The sequence below is a fragment of the Clostridium lacusfryxellense genome, assembly GCF_018861735.1.
In the GTDB taxonomy this organism is placed as follows: domain Bacteria; phylum Bacillota; class Clostridia; order Clostridiales; family Clostridiaceae; genus Clostridium_AD; species Clostridium_AD lacusfryxellense.
Genome location: NZ_JAHLEB010000044.1, coordinates 16695 through 43393, shown reverse-complemented (window position 1 = coordinate 43393; position 26699 = coordinate 16695). Strand labels below are relative to the sequence as shown.

The following is a 26699-nucleotide window of genomic DNA, read 5'->3' as shown; positions in this document are numbered from 1 at the left end:
AAAACATTGATATACTTATTATGAACAATTATGGTGAGTAAATAACATAGGAACCCTCTAGATAAGCCAATTTATTTGAGTACTCACCATAATATAACACTCTACATAATGACGAAGCGTGTGAATTGATGCTTTTTTAGTGATATTAGTTTTTTTTATAGATTTTTCCATTATATGTTGAACACTACGTGGGGTTATAGAATCTGTACGTCCCCTTCCAGAAAATAAATATTCCGTAGGGTGATATCTTTTCCAATACTCTCTGAGAATTTCAAGATTTGCATTTGATAACAATGAGTACCTATCTTTTTTACCTTTACCTTCTCTTATTAATATTTGCATGTTTTTGCTATCAATATCTGTTATTTTTAAATTACAAACTTCGCTAACCCTTAATCCTGCGGAGTAAATCGTCATAAGAATTGCTTTATGCTTAAGGTTTTCAGTAACATCAAAGATAGATTTAACTTCCTCTGGTGATAAAACGGAAGGTAATCTTCTTGGCTCTTTAATTCTAAAAAGCTTATCCATATTCCAATATCTATTAAGCGTTTTAGTATAAAAAAATTTAAGACTTGCATTAATATAATTAACAGTACCTTCACTTAATTTCTTTTCCATGATACAATAATGTAGATATTCACGTATTTCTTTTTCTCTTAAAAGCTCTGGTGATTTATTGTAATGCTTAGCAAAGTTACTAACTTGGCGGGTATAGTTTTCTATAGTCCTTGGGCTGTAGCCCTTTAGTTCCATATCCATTTTCATTCTTTTTCTTAATTCTGACATAAATAATAACACTCCCTTATTTTTTATTTCAACAATAAAAGTTTAAAGGAAGTGTACATTATAATAAAGAAGTATCTTAGTCAAATAAGATACTTCTTTCTATTTTATTTAAGTAAAAATCAAATTAATGTACTTAGCACTCGTCTGCCACCGCTGTTAGCGGTTTAGTTCTATTCTACGATTCCGAATTAACTAAACTATATATTATAAAAATCATAATATCCATTCTACATGTATCATTTTCGTGGTAATTTATCACTCCATACCAATTTATAACTTCCCGCTGCATTTATTGGCTTTAATTTAAGATTGTACTTACCAAATATACTTGTATCAAATTGAAGATAGCCAAAGTCTAGTATTTTATTACCATTTACATCTAAACCATTCAGAACTTCTTCTTTGCTATTTAAATTTCCATTACCATTCATATAATTTAGTGGATAAGTTAGTTCCCTATATGTCTTCCCATTCTCATAAAGTATATAACCTTTAAAAACAGGTTCATTTTTAGCATTAACAATTTCCCACTCAACTCTACCTTCTGTTAATTCAAAATCAAGTGAAGCATAAAAGCCTTTAGTTGATTTATTATTATATTCAACTGCTATCTTATCAGTTGTTTTGGAGAATTGTCCCGCAATTGTACTAAACTTTAGACCACTAGAACAAGATGTAATCATAAAAACTAAAGCTAATAGTGAAATTAATAACCAATTTTTTTTATAACCCAAAATACACCCCCAATAATTAAATTGTTTCATATTTTTCTACGATCTCGGCTTAAATCTATATAAATTATAGCATATTTTGTATATTTGCATATTCTATCTTTTTATATTATAGTTAAATTTAATTAAATTATTATTAACTCTAAGAGAAATTCATTATGGTACAATATTTATATTAGTTGTTTCATAATTGCAAAGGAGAGATATCATTTATGAAGAAGGGAAACGTTAATAGAAAAGCATTGCTGCCCTACATAGGCGGTATAATTGCATTAATATCAGTTATAGTAACATCAAAGATTTCATCCGATGTTGGATTTTATTTTTATGTTCTTGCAGTTGTAGTTACTATTGTTGGTGTAATTATAATGGTGAATAAGCCTATTACAAAAGATAAATAATTATTTTAAAATTCTTGTTCTTGCTCCAGATGCCTGCGACCAGTAGACCCATTTGAATCATAACCTAAAGTGGCCTCTTTAAATGCTAATGAATATCGCACATGTTAAATTTAACTGGATTATTATTCTAAAGTTCTGTCTACTGCAAGTTCATTAATTTTTAAATTATGTTCATTCTTGTCGTAATCCTTGTTCACAACTTTAAATATAATAGTATCGCCAACTTTAAATTTTGTGACCAATTCACCAAGTTCACCCATTTTAACTCTTTTAAAATCTTTGATTGGGTCGCTCAGTCCCGAAACCGTTATACTATCTAATTTATATTCTATTTGATGATTCGCTTTAATTTCAGTTATGAAATAACGATTACTTGAAACAGGTGAAACTTCGACTGTGGTAGTGCCGTGCTTTTGATTTATACTCTCAATTTTCCCTGTGTAGTATAACCTATCTTTTTTAATAATATTAAGATTGTTCATAGTAAGAATTAGGGTAATTATTGCGATCATAAGTATAAAATAATGTCTTTTTTTCATTTTCCCCTTCCTTTCTTGTACTATAAATATGCTCAGCGGTTATATTTCAACTTCAATTTCAAACAAATTTGATGCTTTTCCGCCGACCTTGACCTCAAGAATTTCTTTCTCTTGAGTAGTTAAATCTACAACTATTTCTGACGGCTTTTTCATTGAATAACCTTGTTCAATAACTATATGAGATGTATGATCATTGTTAATTTTACCATATTTAAATAGATAACAAGCAAGGGCACCATTGGATGTACCAGTTGCTGACTCTTCTGGTATTCCATAGAGGGGTGCCAAATTCCTACAGTAGGCACTTGAACTATTAAGTGATTCAAGTGTGAAAATATGATAACCGATTGTATTATATTTACTGCTAATCTCTGCGACCTTTCTAAAGTCTGGATTTATGGAGTTCAGCATATCGATATTTTTAATAGGTACAATTATATCCCTAAGGCCTGTAGATACGATCTGTACTGGGAGATCTTCAATCATTTCAGCTAGAGTAATGTTCAAGGAATCAGCAATTTCTTTCTTGCTTATTATTTCATAATAGCTTGGGGTATTTTGTTGCATCATAATTAATAAGTCTTCTTTTAATTCCACATTTAAAATTCCAGCCTTGGTTTCTTGAGAATATTTTCCTATCTTAATGTAATCTTGCATTGAGAGTGTATAGAATGTTGCTATTGTTGCATGACCACAAAGATCAACCTCTTCTTTAGGGGTAAAAAATCGCACCTTGAAATCTGCCAAATCTGACTTCATTACAAAGGCAGTCTCACTAAAACCAATTATACCTGCTATCTTTTTCATGTCATTTTCTGATAAATGATCAGCATTAAGAACAACTCCGGCCGGGTTTCCTCCCTCAATAGATTTCGCAAATGAATTTACTGTATAAGCTTTTACCTTCATAAATCATTCCTCCCTAGTACAACTTAATATTATATAAAATCCTTGCCATTATCTATTTATGATTTCAACTGTATTTTCTTTTCCAATTATAATTGTGTCAGCAATATTAAGAAATAATCCTGTTTGAACTACCCATGACTAAAAGTCACAGTATTCCTGATTCATCAAACACAGCCTTAACTCTTGCGAGATAATGGTCTAACATGTTCTCCTACAAAAGAAATACTTTTGCTCTTCTATAACTAGAAGACAGGCGCTTACCACTGTCCCAAGCGGTGCCTTACGTATATATTACACTAAACCTAATATTCTCATTCCTTCACTTCGTATATTTAGTGAGGCGTTTATATCCCTATCATGTTTTTGGTTACATTTGCTGCAAGTCCATTCCCTATCGCTTAAGGTCAACATAATATTCTTAGTACCACAATGGTTACACAATTTTGAAGAAGCAAAGAACCTATCTATTTTCACTAATTGTTTTCCTTGCCATTCTAACTTGTACTTTAAAAATGTTACAAATTTATACCAACCTGCATCACTAATTGATTTCGCTAATTTATGATTTTTTATCATACCTTTAATATTTAAGTCTTCAACTACTATAACTTGATTTTCATTAATAAGTTTACGACTTAGTTTATGCATGAAATCCTTTCTTTGATTGGCAACTTGTGCATGAATTAAATTCAATCTTTCTTTAGCTTTTAAGTAGTTTTTTGACCCCTCTATTTTTTTAGGGAGTTTCTTTTGTAGTTTAATTAACTTCTTTTCAGAGTTCCTTAAAAATTTAGGATTCGAAGTTTTAAAATTATCCCTTCCATTTGAGGCAATAAGAAAATCCTTTAAGCCCATATCCAATCCTATAATCTTAGAATTATCTATATTATTTAGTTCCAACTTTTTAATAAGTGGAATAACCTCTTCAATAGTTAATGAAACATAATACCGAGTTCCTTTTTGAGAAATTATAGCCTTGGTTATCTTAGTAGTTTCTTTCCCAATATTTAAAATTTTATTATTAGTCTTATTTTGTTTAGGTAAGGCAAACAAGACTTCTTTTAACTTTGGAAGTCTAATAACTACTTTATCTAAATCTACCCTAATATTATCATTCGTGTATTTAGTAGTATAAGATTTTTTAGCGTGTTTCTTAGATTTAAACCTTGGAAAATTGGTTTGATGTTTAAAAAATCGAGAATAAGCATCCTCTACATTTTCAAGGGCAGCTTCTAGTGCAAACTTATCTACTTCTTTAAGAAATTCTAAGCCTTTTTTCTGCTTAAGGGGATTCATAACCTCCGCCTTGTAATTATTCACTCTTAGTGTTGTTTTTGTATTTGAAAAACAATCTTTTCTATCAGATAAATATTTATTATATATAAACCGTGAACACCCAAATGTCTTATTTATTAGAGTTTCCTGTTCTTCACTGGGATAAATTCTGAGTACTAAACCATAGTTTAAGAGTTGTTTACCTTCATCCAATAATAACTTATTCTTATCCTTTACAGTTAATCTCATAGACATGATAAACGCCTCCTTTTTAATACTATTATTATGTCCTACATATACAGCTATTATAACAAAAATGCGAACTTATATTCTATTTTTAAATTGTAACCATGTTTTTACTCCCGTAAAAGAACCACTAACTCACCACTGAAGTAACGAGTGTGCGTGGTTTAGTTATCAATTATATAATGCTGTCCATCGGTAATATATTTATTATCGTGACTTTTTCTAATAACTGGATTTAATTTCAATATTTTTAACTTATTAAAGATTTGATGATATGCAAATGGTACCACCTCAATAGGAAGTGGAAACTTACCAAGATATTTAACTCTTTTATTTTCATCGATCACCCAAATAACCTTATTTGATGCAGTAGCAACTAATTTTTCATATAATAATGCTCCACCACCTCCTTTAATTCCATTGAGCGAACCATCAACTTCATCTGCACCGTCTATAGTCAAATCAATGTAATCTACCTTTTCAAAAGGAATTACAGATATACCTAATTGTTTAGCAAGTTGGGTAGTTGAACTTGATGTAGAAACTGCTTTAATATTTAGTCCTTCTTTTACTTTTTCAGATAATTTTACAGTTGTATAATAAACAGTTGAACCTGTTCCTAGACCAATAATCATACCATCTTTAATAAATTCAACTGCTTTTTCACCTGCTAATTTTTTGCAATTCATTTCATCCCTCACTTTCATATAACTTATTTATTATTTTCAAAGAAAGTTATTCCACCTCTTCTAGTCAGCAATTTGTTTATAACTGTTTGTACTATATTTTGTAACGAAACTACCACATAAAACACCTATAAAAAAGCCTAAAGTATTTGTAATAATATCATTAATATCAAAAATACCTCTATGGCTAATTGATTGAATAATCTCAACTAACAAAATATAAAATAAAAAGCCTAAAAATAGCTTCTTATTACTAACCCTCGTTTTATTTTTAATATATATTCCTAAAGGCAAATATATAAGTGTGTTACTAATTGTAAGAAGTAAAGCGTGATGAAAATGGTCCTGAAAATCATTTAATATACTTAAAGGATTAAGGTTAATATAGCCAGTACTATAATATGACTTAAAGAAAGTTAATCCAATTACAACAAGGTAATATAATATAGCAATTATATCAATGTGAATTTCACTAACTTTCTTATTAATAATTGAAATAGCTAAGCTATAAAATATAAATGCACTAATCATCATTATTGAGATACTTAGAATATTGGATGATTCCATAAATCGCATTAAAACATTTGAAATAATAAAATAGTGTAATGCCCATGACGCAATCAAACTTAATAATATTATAATAGAGTTTTTCAAGATATTCTTCAGCATTTGTAACCCCTTCCTACTTAATTTAGCCTTACCATATATATTCAATCATACCATAATTACCATAAATTTTGTTTAGTGACAAAAGTTAATAATTTTCAGAATAAAATTTTATAGCTTCTCCAATAAATTTTGATGCACCAGTGCCATATTTCTTATCAGCTACTTTTATCCATATATAATCTGACAAATAAAGTTCTGCTGTATAAGCCCAATGATTTTCTCCCGCATCCACTTTTAAAGCTTCATTCTGTTTTTGGGTCTCATTTGCTATTTCCGTAACAATTTGTTGAATCTCCTTTGAACAAGGGTCTTTAAGTAAGTCAGATGTAAGTTTCTCATATAATGTATTTATTTTAGGCAACTTATTAGCCAAATATTTTTTTAGGGCTTCTCCTATAAATTTAGATGCGCCAGAGCCATATTTCTTATCAACTAGTTCAATCCAATCAGAAAGTACTAAATAAATTTGTACCATAGAGTACCAATAATCATCTCCATTATCCATTTTGAAAATTTCATAGTCTTTTTTAGCTGTATTTGTTATTTCTTCACCAATTTGTTGAATTTCTTTTGAAAAAGGATCTTTACTTAAGTCAGATACAAGCTTTTTATATAATTCTTTTAATTTGGGATGTTTACCTTCCAAACAATCTTTTTTAAACTGATTAAATTGCTCTTCTTTAATAAACATATCACTATTAAAATTTTTCTTCATAGCGTCAACATATTTTTTTATACTCCCATATTCCTTTATAGCCATTTTAGCAATTTCAACTTCCTTAGATTTACATGTTTCAATAAATTTATCATATTTATCTATACTACCATAAGATTTAATTATAATATTTTTGTGTTCAGTTTTAAACTCTTCTAGTGCATTATAATATTCAGTCATATCAAATTCTTCAAAACTCATTGTACTTTCTCCTTTTAATGTCTTATTTACAAGTTCTATTAAAGCATTCAATCTGTTGCGTTTTATAACAAGCAACTTTTCATGGCTTTTTAGAGCTTGCATTTTATCAAAGTGGGCACTAGCAATGATTTCTTTAACTTCTTTCAAAGGTATATCAAGTTCCTTAAAAAATAAAATTTGCTGTAGGGTTTCAAGAGCTTCATCGTCATAAAGCCTGTAACCTGCGTCTGTAAAATCATTTGGTTTTAACAATCCGATTTTATCGTAGTAATGTAACATACGCACACTTATTCCTGTCAAATCCGAAACTTGTTTTATTGTTTTCATTGCTGCACCTCCAACTTTAATTTTAGAGCCTATCAATACTGTCTACACTCCGCCGGCTATGAGTTTTATCAATATACTGAAGCTCTATTTTTATATTACACTATGACATTGTGTTAGTGTCAACACTTTATTGTAATTTTTTAGTAGAGTTAATTCTCTTTGCGGATCATAGCCTAACAATTTTACTTAATTTATGATAATTGTAATAATTATAATAATTATGGTATCATTGAATATATATCATGAATTTAAATTGTATAGTAATAAACTCGTATTTTAGATTAAGGAGGTATACCAATAATGACAGAATTAAAAGAAAAATTAATAGAATCAATTTTACATTCAATTATTATAATGATAATTTCATTGTTCATAACATGTTTGGTTATTATGAATTTATCCTTATTTTTAATATCAATGAGTTCTATAATTGGGGTACTATTTTTAATAACCTATATTAGAAAACCATATAATAAAGAACATTTAATTATTAATAGTTGGATATGCTTGATCTGTGTTGCTTTTATTGGGAGTATGATTGGAATAATTATTCCGTTATCAAGTTTAATTGGACTCGGTATAGGAATGTCAATATTTGATATTCTCAGTTTCACAAAAATCGGGTCAAAAACTACAAATGCTAAAATTATGGCAAATAAACATTTGATGTGGAAACTAATCGTATACGGTAAGTCGTTTAAAGATAAAAAACCAATACCAACAAAAGGATTCGGTGATTTTTTGTTTTATTCAATATTACTTTCTAGTATATATAAAATGAGTAACAATTTTGACTTTTTATTTTATGGAGCCTGTCTAATATTCTTAGGATGTACAATAAATTGGATTATAGTTTCATTTATATATAATAAAAAATGGTATAAAGGATTCCCAGCAACATTTATTCCGTTTATTTTTGTAATACCAATATTTATAAAATTTATCTATTAAATATTTAGCTATTTACCATTTTTAAGTAATTACAAGTGTTTAAATTACAAAGAATACTTTTTAATTCTATGATATAACATTTAAAAACATTTGTTGTATAATATTACAAATGAGAATATACTAAAAGTAATAATAATAAATTTGATCTATAAAACAAAGAGGAGATGTTTTAAGTGAAAGAAATGAAATTTGTAGACATGTTTTTTCTTTTTTTAGGTACAATAGGGTTACTGTTTGGAGATACTTTTGGAACTAAGGGATATATGGTTTCTGCTATATGTATTATTTTATCTGCAATAATTTTTGTAGATACTAGAAATAAAAAAGAGATTATATAAAAAATCTAAGTAATTATAAATATATTTTGTTATTTCTATTATATAAATTGGAATTTGAGCATCCTACTTTGTTGTTCTGCAATGATATACAATGAGAGTAATCGCATTTAATATGATAGTAACAATGAGAAGAACTCCCGCAACAAGAGCCGTAGCACCCGCCGTGTCCATAAGAGCAGACCAATCTGCAATCTTTACCAGATGATAGTTATAGAAAATCTGAAAACATAGCGAAATAGCACAAGCACTGATGCTCACAATGGAAAAAGCGACCCAATTCCTATGACTATACTTTTTATATCGCATGAGATTAACAACTGGAAGCATCCAAGCAATTAAACCAAGTATGAGGCTACCAAGATTAAGCAAACCAAACATAATATACTCCTTTCAAGATAAATGTGTACAATACATCACACAAACTATTTGTTTAATACTACCAGTAATTTCTAATAAAAACAATAATAATATTAGGAAGCATTTAGACTCACAAGAAAATTATGGATTACTTATTACTGCATTGAAGAAATATCATATCGAATCATTGTAACCTTGTTTTGATTATTGAAAAATTCAAGAGTTACTTTACTCTTCTTATCTACATACCCAATTACGGACATCCCAGTATCATCAATCCTCTTATAATAATTTGTACCATAAGCCTTAATAACATCATCAACTGAATTTTTTAGATTAATATTTTTGCTTGTTTTTATACTTATATCAGTTTCATCATCTATTACTATTCTAATAACTTGTCTATCTTTATTTGTAGCAATGCTCAAACCATCACTTAACTTATAGTAGAAAAGGGCATAGTTGCTTGCCCAGTACCGATTCCAACTTCCATTGCTTTTTTATTTTGATTAAGTTCTGAATATTGAATAATATCATTGTATAATTCTTTACAATATGTTGGTCTCCATTCATCATAATTCTTAACGTCTTCATTAAAAGTAAAACGCTTGTCCATACTACACCTCCCCAATAAAATAGAAATAATAATTATTAGTCTTTGATTACTATTGTTGGTGTAATTATACTGTTGACTAAGCTAGACCCGTTTGAATAATAATCTAAAGTTATAAATCCTTTTGATAATTGGGTTGTTCCATCCTCCATGTAACCAGTGGCAAAGTAACTGGAACACACTCGTTATTATTTAGATCCGTCATTGAACATAGTTTTATTCTCGGAAAGTGCTTCACTATCTTGCAATTTAAAGACTCTAATAATACAATATATATTGTACAATACTGCTATAACCAACGTTACGCATAAAAAATTATTTACTATTACGGTCTCGCTATATTTACCATTTTCAGATATAATTAATGTTAAGCCAGTCCAAGAATAGCTACATGCTGTTATAGCTTTTGTTGCCTCACCAACAGGTGCCCATAATGCAGATTGTATTCCTTTAGCTATCATTCTCAAATTTAGAAGTACCCATCCCAATAACATTATATTATAAAAAAACATCCCAGTAATTTTGCTTCTAAGTTTATTAGTCATCATATTAACCTCTCTTCATTATTATAATTTATCTATTTCTTCATTTATCAACGTTAATGGGAAATATAAAATCACCTATTTCAACATAACCAGCATAATATTAAGTGGAATCTGCTACATCATTCTAGTATATTAACTGAATTATAGATTATATTAATTGGGGTATATAAAGAGAGTATGTATTATGCAAGTATTCCTTCCCTCTAAACAATTCATAACTTGAATCAGATAAAACAAACCCAAGGTTTTCTATAAGACGAATTGACCTTTGATTTTCTAATCTTTCCGTTTTTATATCATTAAAGGGCATTCTAACTCCTCCAATTAATTATTTTTCGTTTTTTTTCTGAATAAATCCCAATGCAATAAATATGAATCCCAAACATATAAATATAAATACTTGTATTTTATTATTTGAACTAGAATATATTAATGATGCAATTGCAAATAAGCTTCCTGAAATAAAATTTAAGTTACTGGCTTTAAATTTTTTCATATAATAGTAATCCCCCTTAAGTTTTTCGAATATTATCCTGCTTAGAACGTTACCACTAAAAACACAAATTACCAATCTGAAATTAGTTTTAACATTAAGCTTATTAACTGTAACTTCCACAAATGTATCTGTAATCCTTTTAAATTTTGCTTATTACTGAAAATAGGCGTAGAACTACCCCCTATCTATGAACTTACCCAGGATTTTAACTTAAACGCAAAAAAGCAATGAACAATTTCAGGCTAAATTGCGCATTGTTTTACTTTCACTATTCCATGCTATCCCATATCGGACATATTAAACAATATAATGATAGTGAGATTATTAAGTAAATTACCATATTCATAATTGCAACTAATATATAACTTGAGGAATTTATAAAACCTGTTACTATTAAAAATAAGCACACAGATATATACATGTATAAGCCTAATTTCTTCCACTTTAATATCAGCATAAGACCTGAAAGTTGGATTAAAGGTAAAATCATTGTTTTTAATGCAAGCAGATTCATTAGACCTCCAGGTTCTCTTGAAGCAATATATAAATTATTTAGTATACAAAAAATATATATAATGATAAATACCAATAAAATTGAAGTTAACCACATTCCCCTTTGTTTGTCTCCCTTGACCATTGCTTATCCTCCTCTATTATATTTGATAACATACTGTTTTATATGTATTAATAAAACTGCTAAAAAAGACTCACCAAATATAAAAAATGAAAATGGGAATTTCTAGGGATGTTGTATATGAAACCTGTGAGAATGAACCTAAGCTAATCGCCATCAGCTTTATGTCTTATTGATAACCTTAATGATTTCATCATCTAAATGTTCTCTTAAAACTTTTAAAATCACATTAAGATTTTCCTTTTCAAAAGTTAAATCGCTGCAACCTCGTTTATTGTAATACAGAATATGCACTTCATGTGTTTTATTATAAATTTCTACTTTTTTTAATTGAGTCCATGCCATACTAGAATTGGTATATGCCAAAAATGACATGTTTAATGTTGCGATGCAACATATTTAATTCTATAACAGTATATAACGGTTACTGCTTATCGTTCTTCTTTTAATATGTCCATATATACGTTGTCATAAAATTTACCCTTCAAATAATAACACTGTCTTCTCCTTCCTATTTCACTAAACCCTACTTTCTTGTAGCAATTAATAGCTCTTTCATTAAACGAAAAAACTTTTAACATTATATTATTTAAATTTAAATAATCAAATCCATAACCTAATAATAGATTAAGCACTTCTTCTCCGTATCCTTTATTGCGATTTTCTTCATCTCCAATAAACAAACCAACTTCTGCACATTGTCTTAATTGCTCAATTTCCTGAATACCACAATTTCCAACCAATTTATCATCTTCTAACCTTATGATTGCGAACTGATATTTATTGGAATTATTCATAATCCACTCTTTTTCACTTTCCAAAGATGTGATTATGCACGATGTTCCCAATCCATCTGTTACACTAGAATCGTTAAGCCACTTAACATATATTTCTGCATCTTCAGCATTCATAGGTGATAGATAAACATGTTTACCTACTATTTTTTTAAAATATTTCATTTACTTCTCTCCTTCAATAAAAAAATCTATAGACCATATTTAATGCTGCAATTAGATATAATATGGACCTCCCTCCTTTCTAATAATTGAATTTCTTAATTATTTTAATAGTCATTTGAGCACTTATAACAGAAAGTGGAATGTTAACAAAAATAAAAATGAATAAACTTAAAACATCTGTTGTAGCATTTAAAGGTACCCACCTATTAAAGATCCATAACAATACATTGTAGTAGAAAATATAAAAAATAACTGATAAAATACAAAACACGATATTTTTCATAACTATATCCTCCATTTACTTATTTTTTTCTTTACGAGCATTAATAATAACCCCTAAAACTAAGCATATAGAACATATAACAAATATTATGATTTGTTCCATGAACAAACCTCCTTCATTTTTTATATTTTATCTTAATACAGCGTAATATTATACAAGTTTACCAACTAATCTTTACTTGCAACTTGAACAATTTGCTTTTCATCATTCTTTTCAAAATATTTGTAAACCTTCATACCAATCTTCTCAGCAACTTTTTGTGATGGAATATTTCGTACTGTGGTGTATGAAAATACTTCATGATAATGTAAAACTTTAAACGCATATTCCTTACATGCAAGAGCAGATTCCGTTGCAAATCCCTTATTACAGTATTCCTTAATGATATGAAAACCAATTTCTGGTACAGTTTCATCACCAATCTTTTGCATTGTTATGCCACAATCCCCAATAAATAACTGACCTTCTTTTAATATTACAGCCCATAGTCCATGTTTATATTTTTTATAATTTTCAATATTCCATTGAATCCACCTTTCTACCATTTCTTCACTGAATGGATTTGGATAGAATTTCATAGATTCCGGGTTAGAAAGTACTTTCATTAAATCTTTTTTATCATCAATTAATAATTCCCTCAGATACAATCTTTCTGTCTCAATAATTTCCATAATGCTCCTTTCAGTTATTAATTTTTATACTTATCCAGATCTTTTTTATACCAATTATCTACAATTTTTATAGAGATGTTGTTTAACACAAAGACAATTGCTACTATAATAGCCACGTTTAGAGCAGTATCTAATGAAATTAATTTCTTATTATAAATTCCTAAATAAGAACTTATTATGCTACCTATTATAATGGCAATCATACTTGATGCAAATTCAAGCCATCTTCTAATCTTTCTATACTTCTTAAACTTGTCCATAAAACTCACCCCCATATCAATCTTTTTTTATGCTGAGAAGTACTTAATTAAAATAGGTACTTTTACTTTATATACTAGAGTCTTTTCCACTTAAATTTCTTCTTAATATAGTTTAAGTACCATAACAAAATTGGAATATGTAACCCTTAATCAATCTTATTGAAAATTACCGCCTTTTCTTTAAGATATATCTTACCTACTTGATATCCATATTGTGTTAATTCATTTTTGTAGTTCAAAAATGAATGGTCTATCTCAATTCCTACGATATCATGTATCTCAGCAAAGGATAGTCTCATTGATGGACTGTCATTCTTTTGAATGTATTCCCATAGGGCATTATATTTACTCATAACATCTCACTCCTCGTATAAATTTCTATTTATCATTTTCATATGAACATTTATTTTAAAGCTCTTTTTAATATCCCCAATCAACAACTTTCCAGTTACCAGTTTTACTATCCCTTATTAGTGTCCAACTCCAATGTGAATAAGTTGAATTAGGATTAAAACTTCCATCACCACCTGAAGAATTTACATCAAAATCAGACAGCAAGATAATTACATTTTCAGCCTTGATGCCATTCAAAGAACCCTTACCATTACTCAAATACTCTTGAATATAAATGTTTGATTTTTTTTCATCATACCATAACTTAGTAAGTTTACATCCTCCAAATTGTTTGAATTTTTTCTTTACACAATTTATTGCATTATTTATTTCCTTTTCACTAAATTTATCGGATTTTTCAATACTCACTACAACATTATTAGGCTTAGCAAATTGTTTATAAGCCACTAACGAAAACGCAAATAAGATTAGACAAACAAAAAATAAAATCTTTTTTATATAAATCCCCACCTCATTTTAAAGTCATTTAGACACTGATTAATTTTTACTTATAATTTAAGTTTTTTCTTTTTTAACATATCTATCTCGACATAGTTCTCCCTTCTTTTCTAATCTATAGTCTTGCTCTATAATGAAGCAAATAAAATTCACTCAATTATGTAAATGATTTTTGTTGAAAATTAAATTACAATAGTGTAGCAAGTTTAGAATAATCCTAGCTTGCTACACAACCAAAGAAAGGCAACGATGACACTGAAAAACATCAATAAAAAGATAAGAGCATTAACGGAATCGTTATCTTTAGTGTCTTTAGGGTTTTTACCCTTAAATAATTCAAATATAAATCCAATAATAAATTCCATAATTATAACTCCCTCAACGTATTTATAATATTCTAATGACATCAAAGATTTTATTATAATCACAATTACATACCATAAGTAAATATATCGTACTTTTACGATTGATGAAAACTTTTAGAACAATGCGAATTAATTTACAAAGACTAACTAAATATTATTCTTATTTTGTTTTATTATTTATAAATTTAAAATCACAACATTCTCCACCCATTCCCAAAGTTTGCGTCCTTCTAAAAGTGATTTTCTTCATGGAATCATAACACATATTGTCGCTTTTGCAGAACATATTACATATTTCTGGACAAGTATGCTCTACACAAGTAGAGTGCCATAAGCATTTTTTTATAATAAATACCATAGCCTCAGTGTTATTCTGTTCAACTGTAAGTTCCCAGTTGTCGGCTTTTAGTTCCTTGTTAAATATCCTACGAAAAATTTCATAAAAGAATGGCAATTTTTCGATTTTACGCATAAGGTTTACTTTAGCATGTACACCCTCAAAAGAATATTTTTCTGCAATTTGTAAGGATGTCTCTTTATCCCCCGATGTTTCCTGTAGAACTTGATAAAGCGATATTATAGGGAGAATATGATTTTTTAAAGTTTTAAGTTGATTCTTACTTTTTCCATTACTATTATTAACAAGTATATAAAATCTTTCTTGTTGTTGTTTATATGTTTTTTCCCCTTGTTCTTTCCCATACTCATTTATTAAAAATTTCTTCATACTTACCACCTTTCAATCATATGTAAATAATCGTTAGTGCGTAGTTTAATACGATTCCGTCATAACTAAAAATCATACTCGTACTTACTACTTAACAGGTGATGTTAGTTCAATATGATTTCCTTCACTATCGGCAAATTCTAATATCCAATTGTTTTTTATTTTTGTTAGTGGAAATACAATAGTGCAATTTAAAGATAACAACCTTTCTTGAACCAATTTAATATTATCTACATCAAAACTTGGCAAACAGTTATCTCCATAAATGTGCCTTTCATTTACTTTTTCATTAGCAAACAGACCAAATCGAAAACCATTAATATTAAACACACTATATATATCATCATGTTCTGTTACTGTCTTATTTAGTAACCTTTCATAAAAGTTAATTGCACGTTCCATATCTTTAACACATATGTATAATGAACTTATTCTAAACTCCATATTTATCCTCCGTTATTCAACTAATATAATATTTCTTACTTCACTTTATAAGAAAACTGCGTAGTAACTCAACTTTATATTTAATTAAAAACTCCATTGTTTATCTGAAATTATTGACTTTTTATCGGATTATACCTCATTAAATAATGCGTTTCTGTTTCACTATAATTGTCAAATCCAAATCGTTTGTATAAATTCTGGGCAGGATTAGACTTAAATACTTTTAGGAATATAGGTTTATTCACCTTTTGGGAAAGTGATGTAATATATTGCAAATAAAATGAACCTACGCCTTTATTTTGAGATACTTCAAGTATTTGAATAGAAATGCTTTCAATTTTATCATCCAGTTCATTATAGGCAAAAAAACCTACGGGTACATTATTTAGTAATAATTTCTGAAAACATATTTCTTTCATCATATCATTGAAAGCATCAGTGTTTATTCTAATTTGAATATTTTCAATCCATCCTCCGTAATATTCATCAACGTATTTTTTATAGCAAACTCTTTTAACGTCTATGTAATTACCCAAATCATCAATTCCTACTTCTTGCAATGAAAAACCTTGGTTTATAAGTTCTGTTGTTAATCGCATTTTCCGCCTCCTAATACTCTGCTATTATATATAGACCAATTATTTAATCTATAGTTCGTCATTTTTTACTATTGTTCATTAATCGTACTTTTACGATTGATGAATGATTATGAATGATACGTAATACTTCTAATCTTTAATTAACACTAATGAATATTATTTTTATTAAGATAATCAAGCATTTCTTCACTTACTTTTTTCATTATTGGATTATTGGGTTTACTTAATTGATAATACTTAATGTTATTCGTCTTACAGTTATCCATAATATAATTGAGTTCATTTAATAAGTCTTATCATACCTAAATAGACTGACAACATATCGTTAGATACGGTTCCAGGTAGCATTGTGATATCTTCAGAAAATCCTCCAGAAATTCTATTTATGTATTCTTTTTCTGGAATTTCGGTTGAAGAAAGATATCGTGAAATACTTTCAACTTGAAATCGTAATGAGTCAATTTTGCTTCCAATGAGTGCTCCTTGTGCCGTTTTAATTTTCTCATTTTCTCTATATTGCAGTGTTATTATTGCAATTAAAATAAGAATGATAATTACTAAATATTTAGGCTTTATTCTTTTCATACAAGCATCCCCCCAACTATAGTTTAATGTATTCTTACTTTTCTATTGCCATATTATAAATCCCCCATTTATCATTTTCATATGGGAAGACACATTCATTATACTTTTCATCTACAAATCCTGTTGCTTTGTAGCAATAATGGGCTGAGAAATTGTTATCGAATACGCCCAAAGTAATTCTCTTTACCTTCAATATGTCAAAAGCATATTTTATAGCTAAAGATACCATCTCCTTTCCATATCCTTTTCCTCGAATTTGTGGATCTACAATAATAAAGCCTAAATGTATACTTTCATTTTTGTAATCTGCCATACGCATTAAGAAATGACCAACAGGCGTTCCTTCTTCATTAAGGGCAGTCATTATCCATGCATTATCATCATTTTCATAATTGTGATAATACTCATTGATCTGTTCCTTAGTTAAGGGGTATATAAATTTATCTGCACACCATTGTTTGAAAGTGTACTCATTATTAAACCAATTTGAAATATACTCATTATCACTTAATTTATATGGCCTTAAACGAATCATAATTATCCCACCTTCCCCTATTATATTATTGTTAATGAATTCCATTTTACTTTTTCTCTCAAATATTTATTAAATTATACCATTATTACCTTATATTAAATATAAAAAATATATGATTTTTACCAAAAGATTAAATGATTGGAGAGTAACCCATTAATATTTTACTAAAATAAAAAAACCATCTAATTTTAGATGATTTTTTAATACCTAAGGTTACCTCGCTAGACTTGCAACAATTACTTTTGCACAATCCAATGCACCACTTTCAGTAGCAATATTTTCTGCAAGAGTTTTTGCCTTTATTTTAATGTTGTCTTGAAGTGCATAATCTATTGCTGCTGCGAGATTATCAGCGGTAAGTGTTTTTGCAGGTATAGGTTTTGAGCCAACTCCTAAGTCATGAGCTCTATGAGCCCAAGCAAATTGATCATTGGCAAAAGGCACTATAATGCTTGGAATACCTGCCTTAAATCCAGCGGCAGTTGTTCCTGCACCACCATGATGACACACGGCTGAAACCCTCTCAAAAAGCCATGAATGAGGTATGCTATCAATAGCAATTACATTTTTAGGAAGATTATCTATTTTACCCATGCCACAAATAATACCACGTTTTCCGCTTCTTGTGAGCGCATCGATAATTAATTTTGACAAAGTATCTTTTTTATCAGCATGAAAAACGCTACCAAATCCAATATAAACTGGTTTTTCACCAGAACTTAAAAAATCTGACAACTCTTTTGAAGGCGTATAATCCATTTTTTCTTCAACAAACCAATAGCCACTTTGGTGAATGTTCTCATTCCAGTCACTTGGTCTATTAAAGACAAAATTACTACAGGAAATAACAGCAGGATTTTGTTTATTATTGTGACGTTCGTAGGGACGACCAAATCCCTTTGGCCTACCTCCAAATTTTTTCTTCCAAAAACCTGTAACAGAATCTTTAGATGCCAGCCAAAGCATACCTTGAAGCATAAAATAACTAATCTGGTTTGTGAATGGCTTAGACTTTTTCCTTCCATATTGAATAACAGAAGTCTGTTCTTTTGTTTTGTGCATAGGAAATGGTGAAGCTAAAATAGAAGGTATGCCTAATTTTTCTGCAGCGAAATAACCTAACGTAACACCTGGATGATAAATAATGAGTTCACTGCCTTCGCATGAAGCATAATATTCATTCGCAATTAGAGCTCCATATTTTTTCATTTTGTTAAATGTTAAAAGCATTTTTAAAGGGTTGTCTGCAGATTGAGCTTGTTTAAGCATATTTTCATCAACATTAAGTGATTTAAAATCAGCTTGAATGGGATAAAAATCGATACCGTAGCTTCGAATGAAGCTCTCAAATTCTCTCATTCCAGTTATACGTACATCTTTACCCAGTTTTTTAAGTTCCATCGCTAGAGCTAAATATGGTTGAAAATCACCACGTGAACCCGCACAAAGTATTGTAATCATATATTTCATCTCCTCTTGTATTGACCGACAACCTGTTGTATATTAATAGTATACTCATGTTTTTACATACCATCAACCGACAATATGATAATAAGTGTTAGATTTATAGGAGATGAATAGCAAATGAACAAGCAGCCAGAGGTAACAGCACAAACTAAACAGAATTTAATAGATGCATTTTGGTCGCTGTACTTCGAAAAAAGAATAGCGAAAATAACAGTAAAAGAGATTGCGCAGAGAGCAGGATATAATAGAGGAACCTTTTATGAGTATTTTACTGATATTTATGACGTCCTTGATCAGATTGAGCAGTCGCTAGTGCCTAATTTAGATGAATTGCCACCAACAGCTAAATTGGATAATAATATGGATATGCCCCTTAATATGTTCATTAAGCTATACGAGCAAAATTATAAATATTACTCGGTTTTATTTGGAGATAATGGAGATCCGGCTTTTGCAAGTAAAATTAAGAGTTCAATAAAGCCATTAATTATGAAAACTATTTCTGGAAAAGTTGACAGAAGTGACATTGAACTTGATTTTATTTTAGAATATATTCTTTCAGCTATGATTGGTATCCTCAGTTATTGGTTTAGGGTGAATAAGATTTTGCCTGCAGAAGATTTAATAGAGCTTATGTATGAGCTTATGGATAACGAAGTTATGAATAAACTTACCTAATAAAATAAGATTAGAGTGATTTCACATTTAAAAACAAATCATAATGTAATAAAACTAAAGGACCTATTTATATTGTGGGTTCCTTATGAATAATTTCCTTTGCTATGAAAGCCATGGATTTACAAACAATGGAGACAATAAATTAGTTATTTTACAAGTAAAAAATACTATTGTAGAATAAATGTAATATTCATAAACATTAGAATAAAAATTTAAATACGTAAAGGAGATAGTACTATGCCTAAGATTTATAATGATTTATACCAATTCAACAGTTATGTTTCACCTATTAACCTTTCATTTCATCAATATCTTTTGTTAACAGATGAACCAGTTTTAGTTCATACAGGTAGCATACAGCAAACAGAAGCTCTAATACCACAATTGAAAGAACTCCTGGGCGACAAAAAATTAAAATATATTTTTGTTTCTCATTTCGAATCAGACGAATGCGGTGGCTTATCTTTGCTGTTAAAGAATTTTCCAAAAGCAAAGACAATTTGTTCAGAAATCACAGCAAGGCAGCTAATTGGATTTGGGATCACAGATGAAGCAATAATTAAAAAACCTGGAGAGAAATTGATTAGCAGTAACTATGAACTTGAATTCTTTAGTTACCCTTCAGAAATGCATCTATGGGAAGGTATTCTTCTTATGGAGAACAAGCGCGGAATATTCTTCAGCAGTGATTTAATATTCGGTATGGGTCAATTTAATGGTGAAGTAATAGATGGAAACTGGCAGAAAGAAGTAGATAATATCACCTTAGAGCAGATACCAAGCACAGAACAAAGGGCAAAGGTTCAGCAAACTTTATCTAAGTTAAAGCCAAAATTTGTGGCTGTAGGTCATGGTCAATGTCTTAAGTTCTAATGGGAAATAAAAAAGTTTTTCTAATTAAGCATCTACGTAAAGCAACATAACACTTAATAGGTTATGTTGCTTTTTTCTTACTACATAACCAACATATATGAATATTGTGAATTAATATAACTTCTGATTATGCTTATTTTGCGGGAGTTAGAGGAACTTATTCATTGATGTATAATTTGATACTCGAAATCCAAGAGTTCCATATAATGGTTTTCCTTTTTCAGTCGACATTAAGTCAACTGCGGCAACGCCTAATAGCTTTGATTCCGATAAAAGTTCAGTCATAACTTTCGTTGCAATGCCTTTTCCTCTATATTGAGGGTATGTAAAAACATTGTATACCGTACCGACAAGATATGATGAAAACGCTATTAGCGGAGGTCTTTCCACGATTGACATAAATGCAGTTGCTAATACTACTTCATTTTCATTCTCGGCAATGATAGCAATAAATCCCTTGTTAAGGTGTTGAGTAAAATATTCTTCTAACTTCGTTCTAATATCTTGCACTTCTTCCGAAGAAGACACACCTTTTTCTGCAAACAGATATTCCATACGAATCTTTATGAGGAGGTCAATATCCTCTTTAAACGTTTTTCTTACTTTCATGTTTTGCACCACCTTATATTTAAAATCTTTAGTTCACACTTTATTTAATATAATCTAAATATATTAAACCCCCACATCGTTAGATATGATGGTATCTGAGATTGAATATAAGAAAGATACGGCAGAACTGAATCTAAACTAATACTACCTTCCCTACAAATCTGAATTTGTATACTCAGCCGATAAGTTAATTATGTCCTCTTCAGTAATCTCACGTAATACTCTGCAAGGATTACCTACTGCAATTACCCCTGCTGGAATATCTTTATTTACAACACTTCCTGCTCCAATAATGCTACCGCTTCCGATAGTAACTCCACCACATACTGTAACATTAGCACCAATCCATACATCATCTTCTATTGTAATCGGTTTTGACGTTCCAATTCCTTCTGACCTTTGCATTGGATGAACAGCATGTCCTGAACACGCTAAACAAACCCCAGGACCTATAAATGCATTTGCACCAATATATACTGGCGAAGTATCTAGTATCGCACAATTATAGTTAATAACAGTAAGTCCATGGGTATGTATATTGAAACCATAATCACAACGAAATGACGGTTCTATAAATGTTAGTGGGTGATAAGTTCCTAATAATTCTTTTAAAATATTACTTCTTTTTTCTCCTTCTGATGGCCCAGTCTGATTATATCTCCAACATAATTCTTTCGATTTTTGTTGTAGTTCCGAGGGCATATCTGTATGTTTTGAACAATATCCTTTGTTTTGTTTCATAATTTCTGTAAAATCCATTATCTTATTCCTTTCATATTTTAATATTTCTTCTAAACCTTACTGATAAAACTTCACTACATCATCAATGTCTTTAGCAAAATTAGAATGATTTAATTTATGTTTATTAATAACTCTCCGTACCCGTGGACGATTATACCTCTGAACTATAATAGGGTATATATTCATAAATATGTTAAGAAGTAATAACCATATTGTCTCCTTAAAGGAGTATACCATAGAAACATATATGATAATCATTGAAATTATAATAGCAATAATTACGTGACCAAATTCAGAAGTTCGGGTCCTGTATTCATAATATTCTAATGAAACCAAAGATTTTCTGATAGGAGTTTCCTTTTTTCTACTTCTTTCCCAACCACTAAAAACTAATAATTTTCTAAAAAAATGAACACCAAGATACTTGTATATTTTACCTTCTTCTTCAATAGGGTGACAATTAAAATATGATAATTTTAGTTCCGGTCTCAATAATGTTTGCACTATAGACATCCAAATCATCAGTAAAAAATTCAGCGAAATACTATACGCTAAAGAATTCATACTAATAAATGGAATTAGAATGAAAGAAGCTATCCCACATGTTGCCGTCACTACAATAACACCCTCAATAAAGGTGTTTTGCTTTACCTGAATCATGTTGTACGCACCACCCTTCTTATATAAATAATTATATATAAGTGTCCTCAACGGATCCCTCTATTTCGTTTTTTAATCTCACAACATTTAATATCAATGTTGTTGTAAAATAGATAGTTTATACTTTTGTTCTAAAAATATTAACTACAGTAATAATGCCATTGCATAGCCATTTGTATAACTACCATACCCATTCCACAATATTGTATATCAATTGCTATTCCAAATTTAGCACAATGCCTTATTCTTTTTCGAGTAATCCCTTAATAGTTTTAAATTATTTTTCTTCTTTTCGTATAATCCTTACTAAGTTGTCTTTATGCCTAAATACTATTAGAACACAGGCTATTATAGTAGAAATTATTATTGAAATTGGAAGTTTTGTAATTATGCACATAATGGGTATTGTTATTCCTATTGCAATCGACCTAATAGATACTATATTTGTACATAAGCGTAATATAAAATAGATCGCAAGTCCTATTAATGTTGGAATAGGTGCAATAAATATAAATACACCAAGACTTGTATTTACACCTTTCCCCCCTTTAAATTTAAGAAAAGGTGTATAATCATGCCCTAAAATTGTTGCTATTGCAATTATAGAAAGATAAGTGTTGGTTGAAACGGGTAATTTAATAATTCTCGATAAATATATTCCTAAAGCTACAGGGGTGGAACCTTTTAAAACATCAATTGTTTGAGTAATTATAGCTATTTTAGTTCCAGCAATTCTTTTCACATTTGTTGATCCTATATTCCCGCTACCTTTTGTTCTAATATCAATTCCACAGACTTTTTTCGTAATCAAATATCCTGTTGGGATTGAACCAAACAAAAAAGAAATTACAATGGTTATTATAACAATCATTTACTTCACCCCCCTTTTTTACTGTTAATTAACTATTTGTCTAATTTCGGCAATTGATTTATACTAAGCTCCTGCACTTTCCATTTACTGTTTTCTTTTATAAGCTCAATAACCCCCTTAGAAGTGTCTATTTTTTCAGATTTTCCATCAGTAGTAATAAACTTTGATTTCGTTTCATAATAATATCTCACCGTATTTTTATCTTCGTTATCTTTATACACATTTTCACCTAAAGTAAGGTCTGTAACCTGGGTGGTATAATTACCATCAGCACAGATTCTAGCAATTGCAGTATTAAATTGGTTAGCTATAATCGCTTCATACCCGCCTTTTGTCATTAATGGTTCTATATTTTTGTTAAGTGATTGCATAGTTTTGGTATACTCTGCATTAGATGGTGTTGTACTTCCTTTTGGAACACCTTCACCAATTATATCTGACCCTGGTGCAGCTTGTCCATACAGTAACTTAAGCTCAGCAACTTTTTTTGCATCTACCGTATAGATGTTTCTAATTAATTCTTCGGCAACCTTTTTAGCAGCACCTTCATCAGAACCACTACATCCAACTAAAGCTAATGTAACTAAAGACAGAATACAAAATATTCTTATTACTTTTTTCATAATTATTACCCCCATTTTCTAAGTATAATAACTTTCTTTAACTTCTATTGTTCATTATCTTAATTCTAATTATCTTTGATAATTTTCTTATGATTAATATAAGCATTAGTAAACATGAGGATGCATGAAATTCCATGTAAAATTATCCCTATAACAGATTTACTGGCTGATAATTGAAAAATACGGAATTGCAAAAAGGTAGATAACAAAAAACAAACTCCGCAAATTATATATATGTTTCTAGTTAGTTTAAGCCTCTTCATAAAGATTTCCCCCCATTTATTTTCTCATAATAAGAACTTCATTATAATTTATCTCCTCGTATATTCTCCCCAATTCATTAATAAGTTTTGGGTCACGTTAGTTTCATGGCCTTAAACCAAAAACCATCTAACTTTCAGATGGTTTATCTATAAATATGTATCTATTTTCTACCCGACGTTTCCTCCAGTATAGATATTGTTTTTATTAGGGAACCTTCGAATTCTTCATTAGAAGAGTTTTTGAAAATAAGCAAATCATCTTTTATGCTGGGATCATCCAATGAGATAGGAATATCAAAATTAATTCCTTCAACATATTCATCCCAATTAGCAAGTTTCCATGTATCCCTATCAGAATTTCTTTCAATCATTCTTTGCTGCGTTACAGCTATAGAAGTTTCTACCCAAATAACTACTAAAGATGCGTTCTTATCTTTTAATAGCGCTTTTAGATTCTTGACATAGTTCAAATCTCGTATTTCTTTTGTAAATGGTGCATTAATTAGCACAATATCATCATAATTAAGAGCTTCCAGTGCAAGTGCTACTATTGTTTCGTATTCATAGTCACGTATATTTTCATTGAAAAAATCCGAACTTCTATTGTATTCTTCACCTGCTACAACAAAAATCTGTTTCGATAGATTTATGAGTGTATCTTTATCAAGATAGACAACATGGCTTAATGCCTCAGCAAGCTTTTTTGAGATATAAGTTTTACCACTTGCTGGTGGTGATGTTACTAAAATTAGTTTTTTCACAACAATCCTCTCCTAGTCAAAAAATATTAATTCTAAAATAGAGTAGAACATTAATTTCTCTTACATTTTACCATAAATAAAGCAAAAGGTGGGAATCTTCTGCAAGTGGATAAAATGAATATAATTCATTTTTATTCTCCATGCAATGATCCCCACCTTGTGTTTAATGATTTAACTTATTACTGATGCTACCCTTTATTTAATATTCCAATTATCTCTTTCAACTTCCATTAATTCAGGGTCATAAGGCTGTTTTTTTACAAACTTACATCTATCTTTGTTTTTATCATCTTTTTTTTCTTTATCATCACACTTATCTTTTTCATCTTTTTTCTTTTTACAATCACACTCGTCTTTATCATTCTTCTTACAATTGCACTTATCTTCTTTTTCTTTTTTACAATTGCATTTATCTTTATCCTCATGTTTTATTTCATGGTCACATTTATCTTTCTCTTTCTCTTCATGTTCTACTTCATGTTCACATTTATCTTTCTCTTTCTCTTCATGTTCTACTTCATGTTCACATTTATCTTTAGCTTCGTCCTTATTATCTTGTTTCTTATAATCACACTGGTCTTCACAATCATTTTTATCTACACACCAGTCTTCAGGATGATACTTCATTTCAATATTTGACATAACATCGCTCCTAAATTTTATTCAGTATATTATACGCGACAAAATTGAAAATGACACCATCTATCTTTAGACAAGCGTTACCTTATTTATTGATTCATACGTAACACTTGTATATTTCCCACATATTATATAGAGTATATTCCTATACCAAACTCTTATAATAAAGGGAGTGTTTATAAATGAAAACAGATGATAACCGCGACAAATTAAGGCTAATAAAAAAATATTTTATTTTTAACATGTTACAACAACCATCTTGTTTTATAAATATTAATAGAACATCTAAAAATGCCCTAGAAAATAACAAACAAGAAAAATCCACAGAATTTACTCCTCCAATTGAAGACACAATTATTGAAAATGATTCAGAATCAAATATTCCTATCTGCTATAAACTTAGTATGGCAAAATTACTTGTTACTTTAAAACTCTTACAGCAGCCACGCCATAATAGAAATATTAATAAAACATTTAAAAAGAGCCCAATAAACATTAAAACAGAAAAGAAAGATACAGAAAATAAGTTTAGTTTCATTAATAGTTTTAAAAATAAACCAAATGCAAAATTTATGCTTTTCTTTAAACAAGTAACCTTTAAAAATAATTCTTCAACTATAAAGAAAAAAGGTGAAATTAATACTAACAGCGATGATTTTTATGAAATCCCTGAAAATGATAATGACAATTACTTTGATAGTTCAAAAATTCAACCCATAGTAATAGAGGAAGAAGATATATCGAATGTTCCTAATGAAAAAGATTAGATTAAAATTTTCCTAACATCAAAGAGAGTATACTTAATAATTTTT

At 29.3% G+C, this 26699-nt stretch carries 40 protein-coding genes; 6 read left to right on the top strand and 34 right to left on the bottom strand.

All coding sequences use genetic code 11. The annotated features are described in order from the left end of the window. Positions 1 to 57: 57 nt before the first annotated feature. The gene (locus KPL55_RS19445; RefSeq protein WP_216308410.1) at positions 58 to 789 is read right to left on the bottom strand and encodes a tyrosine-type recombinase/integrase; all 732 of its coding nucleotides are present in this window, start codon (positions 787 to 789) and stop codon (positions 58 to 60) included. Positions 790 to 1025: 236 nt separating this feature from the next. Further along, the gene (locus KPL55_RS19440) at positions 1026 to 1523 is read right to left on the bottom strand and encodes a hypothetical protein (protein ID WP_216308409.1); all 498 of its coding nucleotides are present in this window, start codon (positions 1521 to 1523) and stop codon (positions 1026 to 1028) included. Positions 1524 to 1732: 209 nt separating this feature from the next. On the opposite strand from KPL55_RS19440, the gene KPL55_RS19435 reads away from it, so the two are divergent. Then, positions 1733 to 1921, top strand: coding sequence for a hypothetical protein (locus tag KPL55_RS19435; protein WP_216308408.1), 189 nt, complete (start codon positions 1733 to 1735; stop codon positions 1919 to 1921). Between the two features lie 122 nt (positions 1922 to 2043). On the opposite strand, the gene KPL55_RS19430 is transcribed toward KPL55_RS19435, so the two are convergent. The 6 genes from KPL55_RS19430 to KPL55_RS19405 form a co-directional block, all read right to left on the bottom strand. Next, positions 2044 to 2460: a hypothetical protein gene (locus KPL55_RS19430; protein WP_216308407.1), complete on the bottom strand. Its 417-nt coding sequence runs from the start codon at positions 2458 to 2460 to the stop codon at positions 2044 to 2046. Positions 2461 to 2499: 39 nt separating this feature from the next. Then, a complete protein-coding gene (locus KPL55_RS19425; protein ID WP_216308406.1) occupies positions 2500 to 3369 on the bottom strand; it encodes a PhzF family protein in 870 nt (289 codons plus the stop codon). 291 nt (positions 3370 to 3660) lie between these two features. Continuing rightward, positions 3661 to 4899, bottom strand: coding sequence for an RNA-guided endonuclease TnpB family protein (locus KPL55_RS19420; RefSeq protein ID WP_246599673.1), 1239 nt, complete (start codon positions 4897 to 4899; stop codon positions 3661 to 3663). Between the two features lie 155 nt (positions 4900 to 5054). Next, the gene (rpiA, locus tag KPL55_RS19415; protein ID WP_216308405.1) at positions 5055 to 5579 is read right to left on the bottom strand and encodes a ribose-5-phosphate isomerase RpiA; all 525 of its coding nucleotides are present in this window, start codon (positions 5577 to 5579) and stop codon (positions 5055 to 5057) included. A gap of 60 nt (positions 5580 to 5639) precedes the next feature. Further along, positions 5640 to 6245 carry a VanZ family protein gene (locus KPL55_RS19410; RefSeq protein WP_216308404.1) on the bottom strand — a complete coding sequence of 202 codons (606 nt, stop codon included), beginning with the start codon at positions 6243 to 6245 and terminating at the stop codon, positions 5640 to 5642. 85 nt (positions 6246 to 6330) lie between these two features. After that, positions 6331 to 7488: a MerR family transcriptional regulator gene (locus tag KPL55_RS19405; protein ID WP_216308403.1), complete on the bottom strand. Its 1158-nt coding sequence runs from the start codon at positions 7486 to 7488 to the stop codon at positions 6331 to 6333. A 300-nt stretch (positions 7489 to 7788) separates the two neighbouring features. Between KPL55_RS19405 and KPL55_RS19400 the strand changes: the two genes are divergently transcribed. After that, positions 7789 to 8439: a hypothetical protein gene (locus KPL55_RS19400; RefSeq protein ID WP_216308402.1), complete on the top strand. Its 651-nt coding sequence runs from the start codon at positions 7789 to 7791 to the stop codon at positions 8437 to 8439. Between the two features lie 173 nt (positions 8440 to 8612). Continuing rightward, a complete protein-coding gene (locus KPL55_RS19395; protein ID WP_216308401.1) occupies positions 8613 to 8777 on the top strand; it encodes a hypothetical protein in 165 nt (54 codons plus the stop codon). A 512-nt stretch (positions 8778 to 9289) separates the two neighbouring features. Here the strand turns inward: KPL55_RS19395 and KPL55_RS19390 are convergent. From KPL55_RS19390 to KPL55_RS19300, 19 genes are all read right to left on the bottom strand, one after another. Next, the gene (locus KPL55_RS19390) at positions 9290 to 9562 is read right to left on the bottom strand and encodes a hypothetical protein (RefSeq protein ID WP_216308400.1); all 273 of its coding nucleotides are present in this window, start codon (positions 9560 to 9562) and stop codon (positions 9290 to 9292) included. A gap of 8 nt (positions 9563 to 9570) precedes the next feature. Beyond that, positions 9571 to 9750, bottom strand: coding sequence for a hypothetical protein (locus KPL55_RS19385; protein WP_246599671.1), 180 nt, complete (start codon positions 9748 to 9750; stop codon positions 9571 to 9573). 185 nt (positions 9751 to 9935) lie between these two features. Beyond that, positions 9936 to 10295 (bottom strand): hypothetical protein, encoded by a 360-nt coding sequence (locus tag KPL55_RS19380; protein WP_216308399.1) that lies wholly within the window; start codon positions 10293 to 10295, stop codon positions 9936 to 9938. Positions 10296 to 10440: 145 nt separating this feature from the next. Further along, positions 10441 to 10602 (bottom strand): GNAT family N-acetyltransferase, encoded by a 162-nt coding sequence (locus KPL55_RS19375; protein WP_216308398.1) that lies wholly within the window; start codon positions 10600 to 10602, stop codon positions 10441 to 10443. 18 nt (positions 10603 to 10620) lie between these two features. After that, positions 10621 to 10788, bottom strand: coding sequence for a hypothetical protein (locus KPL55_RS19370; protein WP_216308397.1), 168 nt, complete (start codon positions 10786 to 10788; stop codon positions 10621 to 10623). 268 nt (positions 10789 to 11056) lie between these two features. Continuing rightward, positions 11057 to 11425 (bottom strand): hypothetical protein, encoded by a 369-nt coding sequence (locus KPL55_RS19365; RefSeq protein WP_216308396.1) that lies wholly within the window; start codon positions 11423 to 11425, stop codon positions 11057 to 11059. 159 nt (positions 11426 to 11584) lie between these two features. Further along, on the bottom strand, positions 11585 to 11797 hold the full coding sequence (locus tag KPL55_RS19360; RefSeq protein WP_216308395.1) for a hypothetical protein: 213 nt from the start codon (positions 11795 to 11797) through the stop codon (positions 11585 to 11587). Between the two features lie 56 nt (positions 11798 to 11853). Continuing rightward, entirely contained in the window at positions 11854 to 12381 is a 528-nt protein-coding gene (locus tag KPL55_RS19355) for a GNAT family N-acetyltransferase (RefSeq protein WP_216308394.1), read from the bottom strand. Positions 12382 to 12460: 79 nt separating this feature from the next. Then, on the bottom strand, positions 12461 to 12664 hold the full coding sequence (locus tag KPL55_RS19350) for a hypothetical protein (protein WP_216308393.1): 204 nt from the start codon (positions 12662 to 12664) through the stop codon (positions 12461 to 12463). 167 nt (positions 12665 to 12831) lie between these two features. Next, the gene (locus KPL55_RS19345; protein ID WP_216308392.1) at positions 12832 to 13335 is read right to left on the bottom strand and encodes a GNAT family N-acetyltransferase; all 504 of its coding nucleotides are present in this window, start codon (positions 13333 to 13335) and stop codon (positions 12832 to 12834) included. A gap of 17 nt (positions 13336 to 13352) precedes the next feature. Further along, positions 13353 to 13595, bottom strand: a complete 243-nt coding sequence (locus KPL55_RS19340; RefSeq protein ID WP_216308391.1) for a hypothetical protein — start codon at positions 13593 to 13595, stop codon at positions 13353 to 13355. A gap of 146 nt (positions 13596 to 13741) precedes the next feature. Beyond that, positions 13742 to 13948 carry a hypothetical protein gene (locus KPL55_RS19335; protein WP_216308390.1) on the bottom strand — a complete coding sequence of 69 codons (207 nt, stop codon included), beginning with the start codon at positions 13946 to 13948 and terminating at the stop codon, positions 13742 to 13744. 67 nt (positions 13949 to 14015) lie between these two features. Beyond that, on the bottom strand, positions 14016 to 14396 hold the full coding sequence (locus KPL55_RS26615; RefSeq protein WP_312887345.1) for a DUF4829 domain-containing protein: 381 nt from the start codon (positions 14394 to 14396) through the stop codon (positions 14016 to 14018). A 576-nt stretch (positions 14397 to 14972) separates the two neighbouring features. Then, on the bottom strand, positions 14973 to 15539 hold the full coding sequence (locus KPL55_RS19325; RefSeq protein ID WP_216308389.1) for an L-2-amino-thiazoline-4-carboxylic acid hydrolase: 567 nt from the start codon (positions 15537 to 15539) through the stop codon (positions 14973 to 14975). A gap of 87 nt (positions 15540 to 15626) precedes the next feature. Next, positions 15627 to 15989: a VOC family protein gene (locus KPL55_RS19320; RefSeq protein ID WP_216308412.1), complete on the bottom strand. Its 363-nt coding sequence runs from the start codon at positions 15987 to 15989 to the stop codon at positions 15627 to 15629. A gap of 104 nt (positions 15990 to 16093) precedes the next feature. Further along, the gene (locus KPL55_RS19315; protein WP_216308388.1) at positions 16094 to 16582 is read right to left on the bottom strand and encodes a GNAT family N-acetyltransferase; all 489 of its coding nucleotides are present in this window, start codon (positions 16580 to 16582) and stop codon (positions 16094 to 16096) included. Positions 16583 to 16861: 279 nt separating this feature from the next. Beyond that, positions 16862 to 17167 carry a hypothetical protein gene (locus KPL55_RS19310; protein WP_216308387.1) on the bottom strand — a complete coding sequence of 102 codons (306 nt, stop codon included), beginning with the start codon at positions 17165 to 17167 and terminating at the stop codon, positions 16862 to 16864. Positions 17168 to 17201: 34 nt separating this feature from the next. Continuing rightward, the gene (locus tag KPL55_RS19305) at positions 17202 to 17702 is read right to left on the bottom strand and encodes a GNAT family N-acetyltransferase (RefSeq protein WP_216308386.1); all 501 of its coding nucleotides are present in this window, start codon (positions 17700 to 17702) and stop codon (positions 17202 to 17204) included. A gap of 213 nt (positions 17703 to 17915) precedes the next feature. Then, entirely contained in the window at positions 17916 to 19163 is a 1248-nt protein-coding gene (locus KPL55_RS19300; RefSeq protein ID WP_216308385.1) for a glycosyltransferase, read from the bottom strand. 123 nt (positions 19164 to 19286) lie between these two features. Between KPL55_RS19300 and KPL55_RS19295 the strand changes: the two genes are divergently transcribed. Beyond that, the gene (locus KPL55_RS19295; protein WP_216308384.1) at positions 19287 to 19847 is read left to right on the top strand and encodes a TetR/AcrR family transcriptional regulator; all 561 of its coding nucleotides are present in this window, start codon (positions 19287 to 19289) and stop codon (positions 19845 to 19847) included. 237 nt (positions 19848 to 20084) lie between these two features. Further along, positions 20085 to 20720 (top strand): oxygen-binding di-iron domain-containing protein, encoded by a 636-nt coding sequence (locus tag KPL55_RS19290; protein WP_216308383.1) that lies wholly within the window; start codon positions 20085 to 20087, stop codon positions 20718 to 20720. Between the two features lie 147 nt (positions 20721 to 20867). On the opposite strand, the gene KPL55_RS19285 is transcribed toward KPL55_RS19290, so the two are convergent. The 7 genes from KPL55_RS19285 to KPL55_RS19255 form a co-directional block, all read right to left on the bottom strand. Next, positions 20868 to 21329 carry a GNAT family N-acetyltransferase gene (locus KPL55_RS19285; protein ID WP_216308382.1) on the bottom strand — a complete coding sequence of 154 codons (462 nt, stop codon included), beginning with the start codon at positions 21327 to 21329 and terminating at the stop codon, positions 20868 to 20870. Between the two features lie 153 nt (positions 21330 to 21482). Continuing rightward, a complete protein-coding gene (locus KPL55_RS19280; RefSeq protein WP_216308381.1) occupies positions 21483 to 22088 on the bottom strand; it encodes a sugar O-acetyltransferase in 606 nt (201 codons plus the stop codon). Between the two features lie 39 nt (positions 22089 to 22127). After that, positions 22128 to 22730: a glycosyl-4,4'-diaponeurosporenoate acyltransferase CrtO family protein gene (locus tag KPL55_RS19275; protein WP_216308380.1), complete on the bottom strand. Its 603-nt coding sequence runs from the start codon at positions 22728 to 22730 to the stop codon at positions 22128 to 22130. 277 nt (positions 22731 to 23007) lie between these two features. Continuing rightward, entirely contained in the window at positions 23008 to 23601 is a 594-nt protein-coding gene (plsY, locus tag KPL55_RS19270) for a glycerol-3-phosphate 1-O-acyltransferase PlsY (RefSeq protein ID WP_216308379.1), read from the bottom strand. A gap of 32 nt (positions 23602 to 23633) precedes the next feature. Beyond that, positions 23634 to 24224, bottom strand: a complete 591-nt coding sequence (locus KPL55_RS19265) for a hypothetical protein (RefSeq protein ID WP_216308378.1) — start codon at positions 24222 to 24224, stop codon at positions 23634 to 23636. 424 nt (positions 24225 to 24648) lie between these two features. Next, the gene (locus KPL55_RS19260; RefSeq protein WP_216308377.1) at positions 24649 to 25248 is read right to left on the bottom strand and encodes a P-loop nucleotide/nucleoside kinase family protein; all 600 of its coding nucleotides are present in this window, start codon (positions 25246 to 25248) and stop codon (positions 24649 to 24651) included. Positions 25249 to 25443: 195 nt separating this feature from the next. Continuing rightward, on the bottom strand, positions 25444 to 25890 hold the full coding sequence (locus KPL55_RS19255; RefSeq protein WP_216308376.1) for a hypothetical protein: 447 nt from the start codon (positions 25888 to 25890) through the stop codon (positions 25444 to 25446). A 179-nt stretch (positions 25891 to 26069) separates the two neighbouring features. Here KPL55_RS19255 and KPL55_RS19250 point away from each other — a divergent pair, with 179 nt between their 5' ends. Next, positions 26070 to 26654: a hypothetical protein gene (locus KPL55_RS19250; RefSeq protein ID WP_216308375.1), complete on the top strand. Its 585-nt coding sequence runs from the start codon at positions 26070 to 26072 to the stop codon at positions 26652 to 26654. The last annotated feature ends 45 nt before the right edge of the window (positions 26655 to 26699 follow it).

Coding starts and splice junctions, on each gene's coding strand:
- KPL55_RS19445 (WP_216308410.1), bottom strand. CDS start 789: ATGTCAGAATTAAGAAAAAGAATGAAAATGGATATGGAACTAAAGGGC.
- KPL55_RS19435 (WP_216308408.1), top strand. CDS start 1,733: ATGAAGAAGGGAAACGTTAATAGAAAAGCATTGCTGCCCTACATAGGC.
- KPL55_RS19430 (WP_216308407.1), bottom strand. CDS start 2,460: ATGAAAAAAAGACATTATTTTATACTTATGATCGCAATAATTACCCTA.
- KPL55_RS19425 (WP_216308406.1), bottom strand. CDS start 3,369: ATGAAGGTAAAAGCTTATACAGTAAATTCATTTGCGAAATCTATTGAG.
- KPL55_RS19420 (WP_246599673.1), bottom strand. CDS start 4,899: ATGTCTATGAGATTAACTGTAAAGGATAAGAATAAGTTATTATTGGAT.
- rpiA (WP_216308405.1), bottom strand. CDS start 5,579: ATGAATTGCAAAAAATTAGCAGGTGAAAAAGCAGTTGAATTTATTAAA.
- KPL55_RS19410 (WP_216308404.1), bottom strand. CDS start 6,245: ATGCTGAAGAATATCTTGAAAAACTCTATTATAATATTATTAAGTTTG.
- KPL55_RS19405 (WP_216308403.1), bottom strand. CDS start 7,488: ATGAAAACAATAAAACAAGTTTCGGATTTGACAGGAATAAGTGTGCGT.
- KPL55_RS19400 (WP_216308402.1), top strand. CDS start 7,789: ATGACAGAATTAAAAGAAAAATTAATAGAATCAATTTTACATTCAATT.
- KPL55_RS19385 (WP_246599671.1), bottom strand. CDS start 9,750: ATGGACAAGCGTTTTACTTTTAATGAAGACGTTAAGAATTATGATGAA.
- KPL55_RS19380 (WP_216308399.1), bottom strand. CDS start 10,295: ATGATGACTAATAAACTTAGAAGCAAAATTACTGGGATGTTTTTTTAT.
- KPL55_RS19375 (WP_216308398.1), bottom strand. CDS start 10,602: ATGCCCTTTAATGATATAAAAACGGAAAGATTAGAAAATCAAAGGTCA.
- KPL55_RS19370 (WP_216308397.1), bottom strand. CDS start 10,788: ATGAAAAAATTTAAAGCCAGTAACTTAAATTTTATTTCAGGAAGCTTA.
- KPL55_RS19365 (WP_216308396.1), bottom strand. CDS start 11,425: ATGGTCAAGGGAGACAAACAAAGGGGAATGTGGTTAACTTCAATTTTA.
- KPL55_RS19360 (WP_216308395.1), bottom strand. CDS start 11,797: ATGTCATTTTTGGCATATACCAATTCTAGTATGGCATGGACTCAATTA.
- KPL55_RS19355 (WP_216308394.1), bottom strand. CDS start 12,381: ATGAAATATTTTAAAAAAATAGTAGGTAAACATGTTTATCTATCACCT.
- KPL55_RS19350 (WP_216308393.1), bottom strand. CDS start 12,664: ATGAAAAATATCGTGTTTTGTATTTTATCAGTTATTTTTTATATTTTC.
- KPL55_RS19345 (WP_216308392.1), bottom strand. CDS start 13,335: ATGGAAATTATTGAGACAGAAAGATTGTATCTGAGGGAATTATTAATT.
- KPL55_RS19340 (WP_216308391.1), bottom strand. CDS start 13,595: ATGGACAAGTTTAAGAAGTATAGAAAGATTAGAAGATGGCTTGAATTT.
- KPL55_RS19335 (WP_216308390.1), bottom strand. CDS start 13,948: ATGAGTAAATATAATGCCCTATGGGAATACATTCAAAAGAATGACAGT.
- KPL55_RS19325 (WP_216308389.1), bottom strand. CDS start 15,539: ATGAAGAAATTTTTAATAAATGAGTATGGGAAAGAACAAGGGGAAAAA.
- KPL55_RS19315 (WP_216308388.1), bottom strand. CDS start 16,582: ATGCGATTAACAACAGAACTTATAAACCAAGGTTTTTCATTGCAAGAA.
- KPL55_RS19310 (WP_216308387.1), bottom strand. CDS start 17,167: ATGAAAAGAATAAAGCCTAAATATTTAGTAATTATCATTCTTATTTTA.
- KPL55_RS19305 (WP_216308386.1), bottom strand. CDS start 17,702: ATGATTCGTTTAAGGCCATATAAATTAAGTGATAATGAGTATATTTCA.
- KPL55_RS19300 (WP_216308385.1), bottom strand. CDS start 19,163: ATGATTACAATACTTTGTGCGGGTTCACGTGGTGATTTTCAACCATAT.
- KPL55_RS19295 (WP_216308384.1), top strand. CDS start 19,287: ATGAACAAGCAGCCAGAGGTAACAGCACAAACTAAACAGAATTTAATA.
- KPL55_RS19290 (WP_216308383.1), top strand. CDS start 20,085: ATGCCTAAGATTTATAATGATTTATACCAATTCAACAGTTATGTTTCA.
- KPL55_RS19285 (WP_216308382.1), bottom strand. CDS start 21,329: ATGAAAGTAAGAAAAACGTTTAAAGAGGATATTGACCTCCTCATAAAG.
- KPL55_RS19280 (WP_216308381.1), bottom strand. CDS start 22,088: ATGGATTTTACAGAAATTATGAAACAAAACAAAGGATATTGTTCAAAA.
- KPL55_RS19275 (WP_216308380.1), bottom strand. CDS start 22,730: ATGATTCAGGTAAAGCAAAACACCTTTATTGAGGGTGTTATTGTAGTG.
- plsY (WP_216308379.1), bottom strand. CDS start 23,601: ATGATTGTTATAATAACCATTGTAATTTCTTTTTTGTTTGGTTCAATC.
- KPL55_RS19265 (WP_216308378.1), bottom strand. CDS start 24,224: ATGAAAAAAGTAATAAGAATATTTTGTATTCTGTCTTTAGTTACATTA.
- KPL55_RS19255 (WP_216308376.1), bottom strand. CDS start 25,890: ATGTCAAATATTGAAATGAAGTATCATCCTGAAGACTGGTGTGTAGAT.
- KPL55_RS19250 (WP_216308375.1), top strand. CDS start 26,070: ATGAAAACAGATGATAACCGCGACAAATTAAGGCTAATAAAAAAATAT.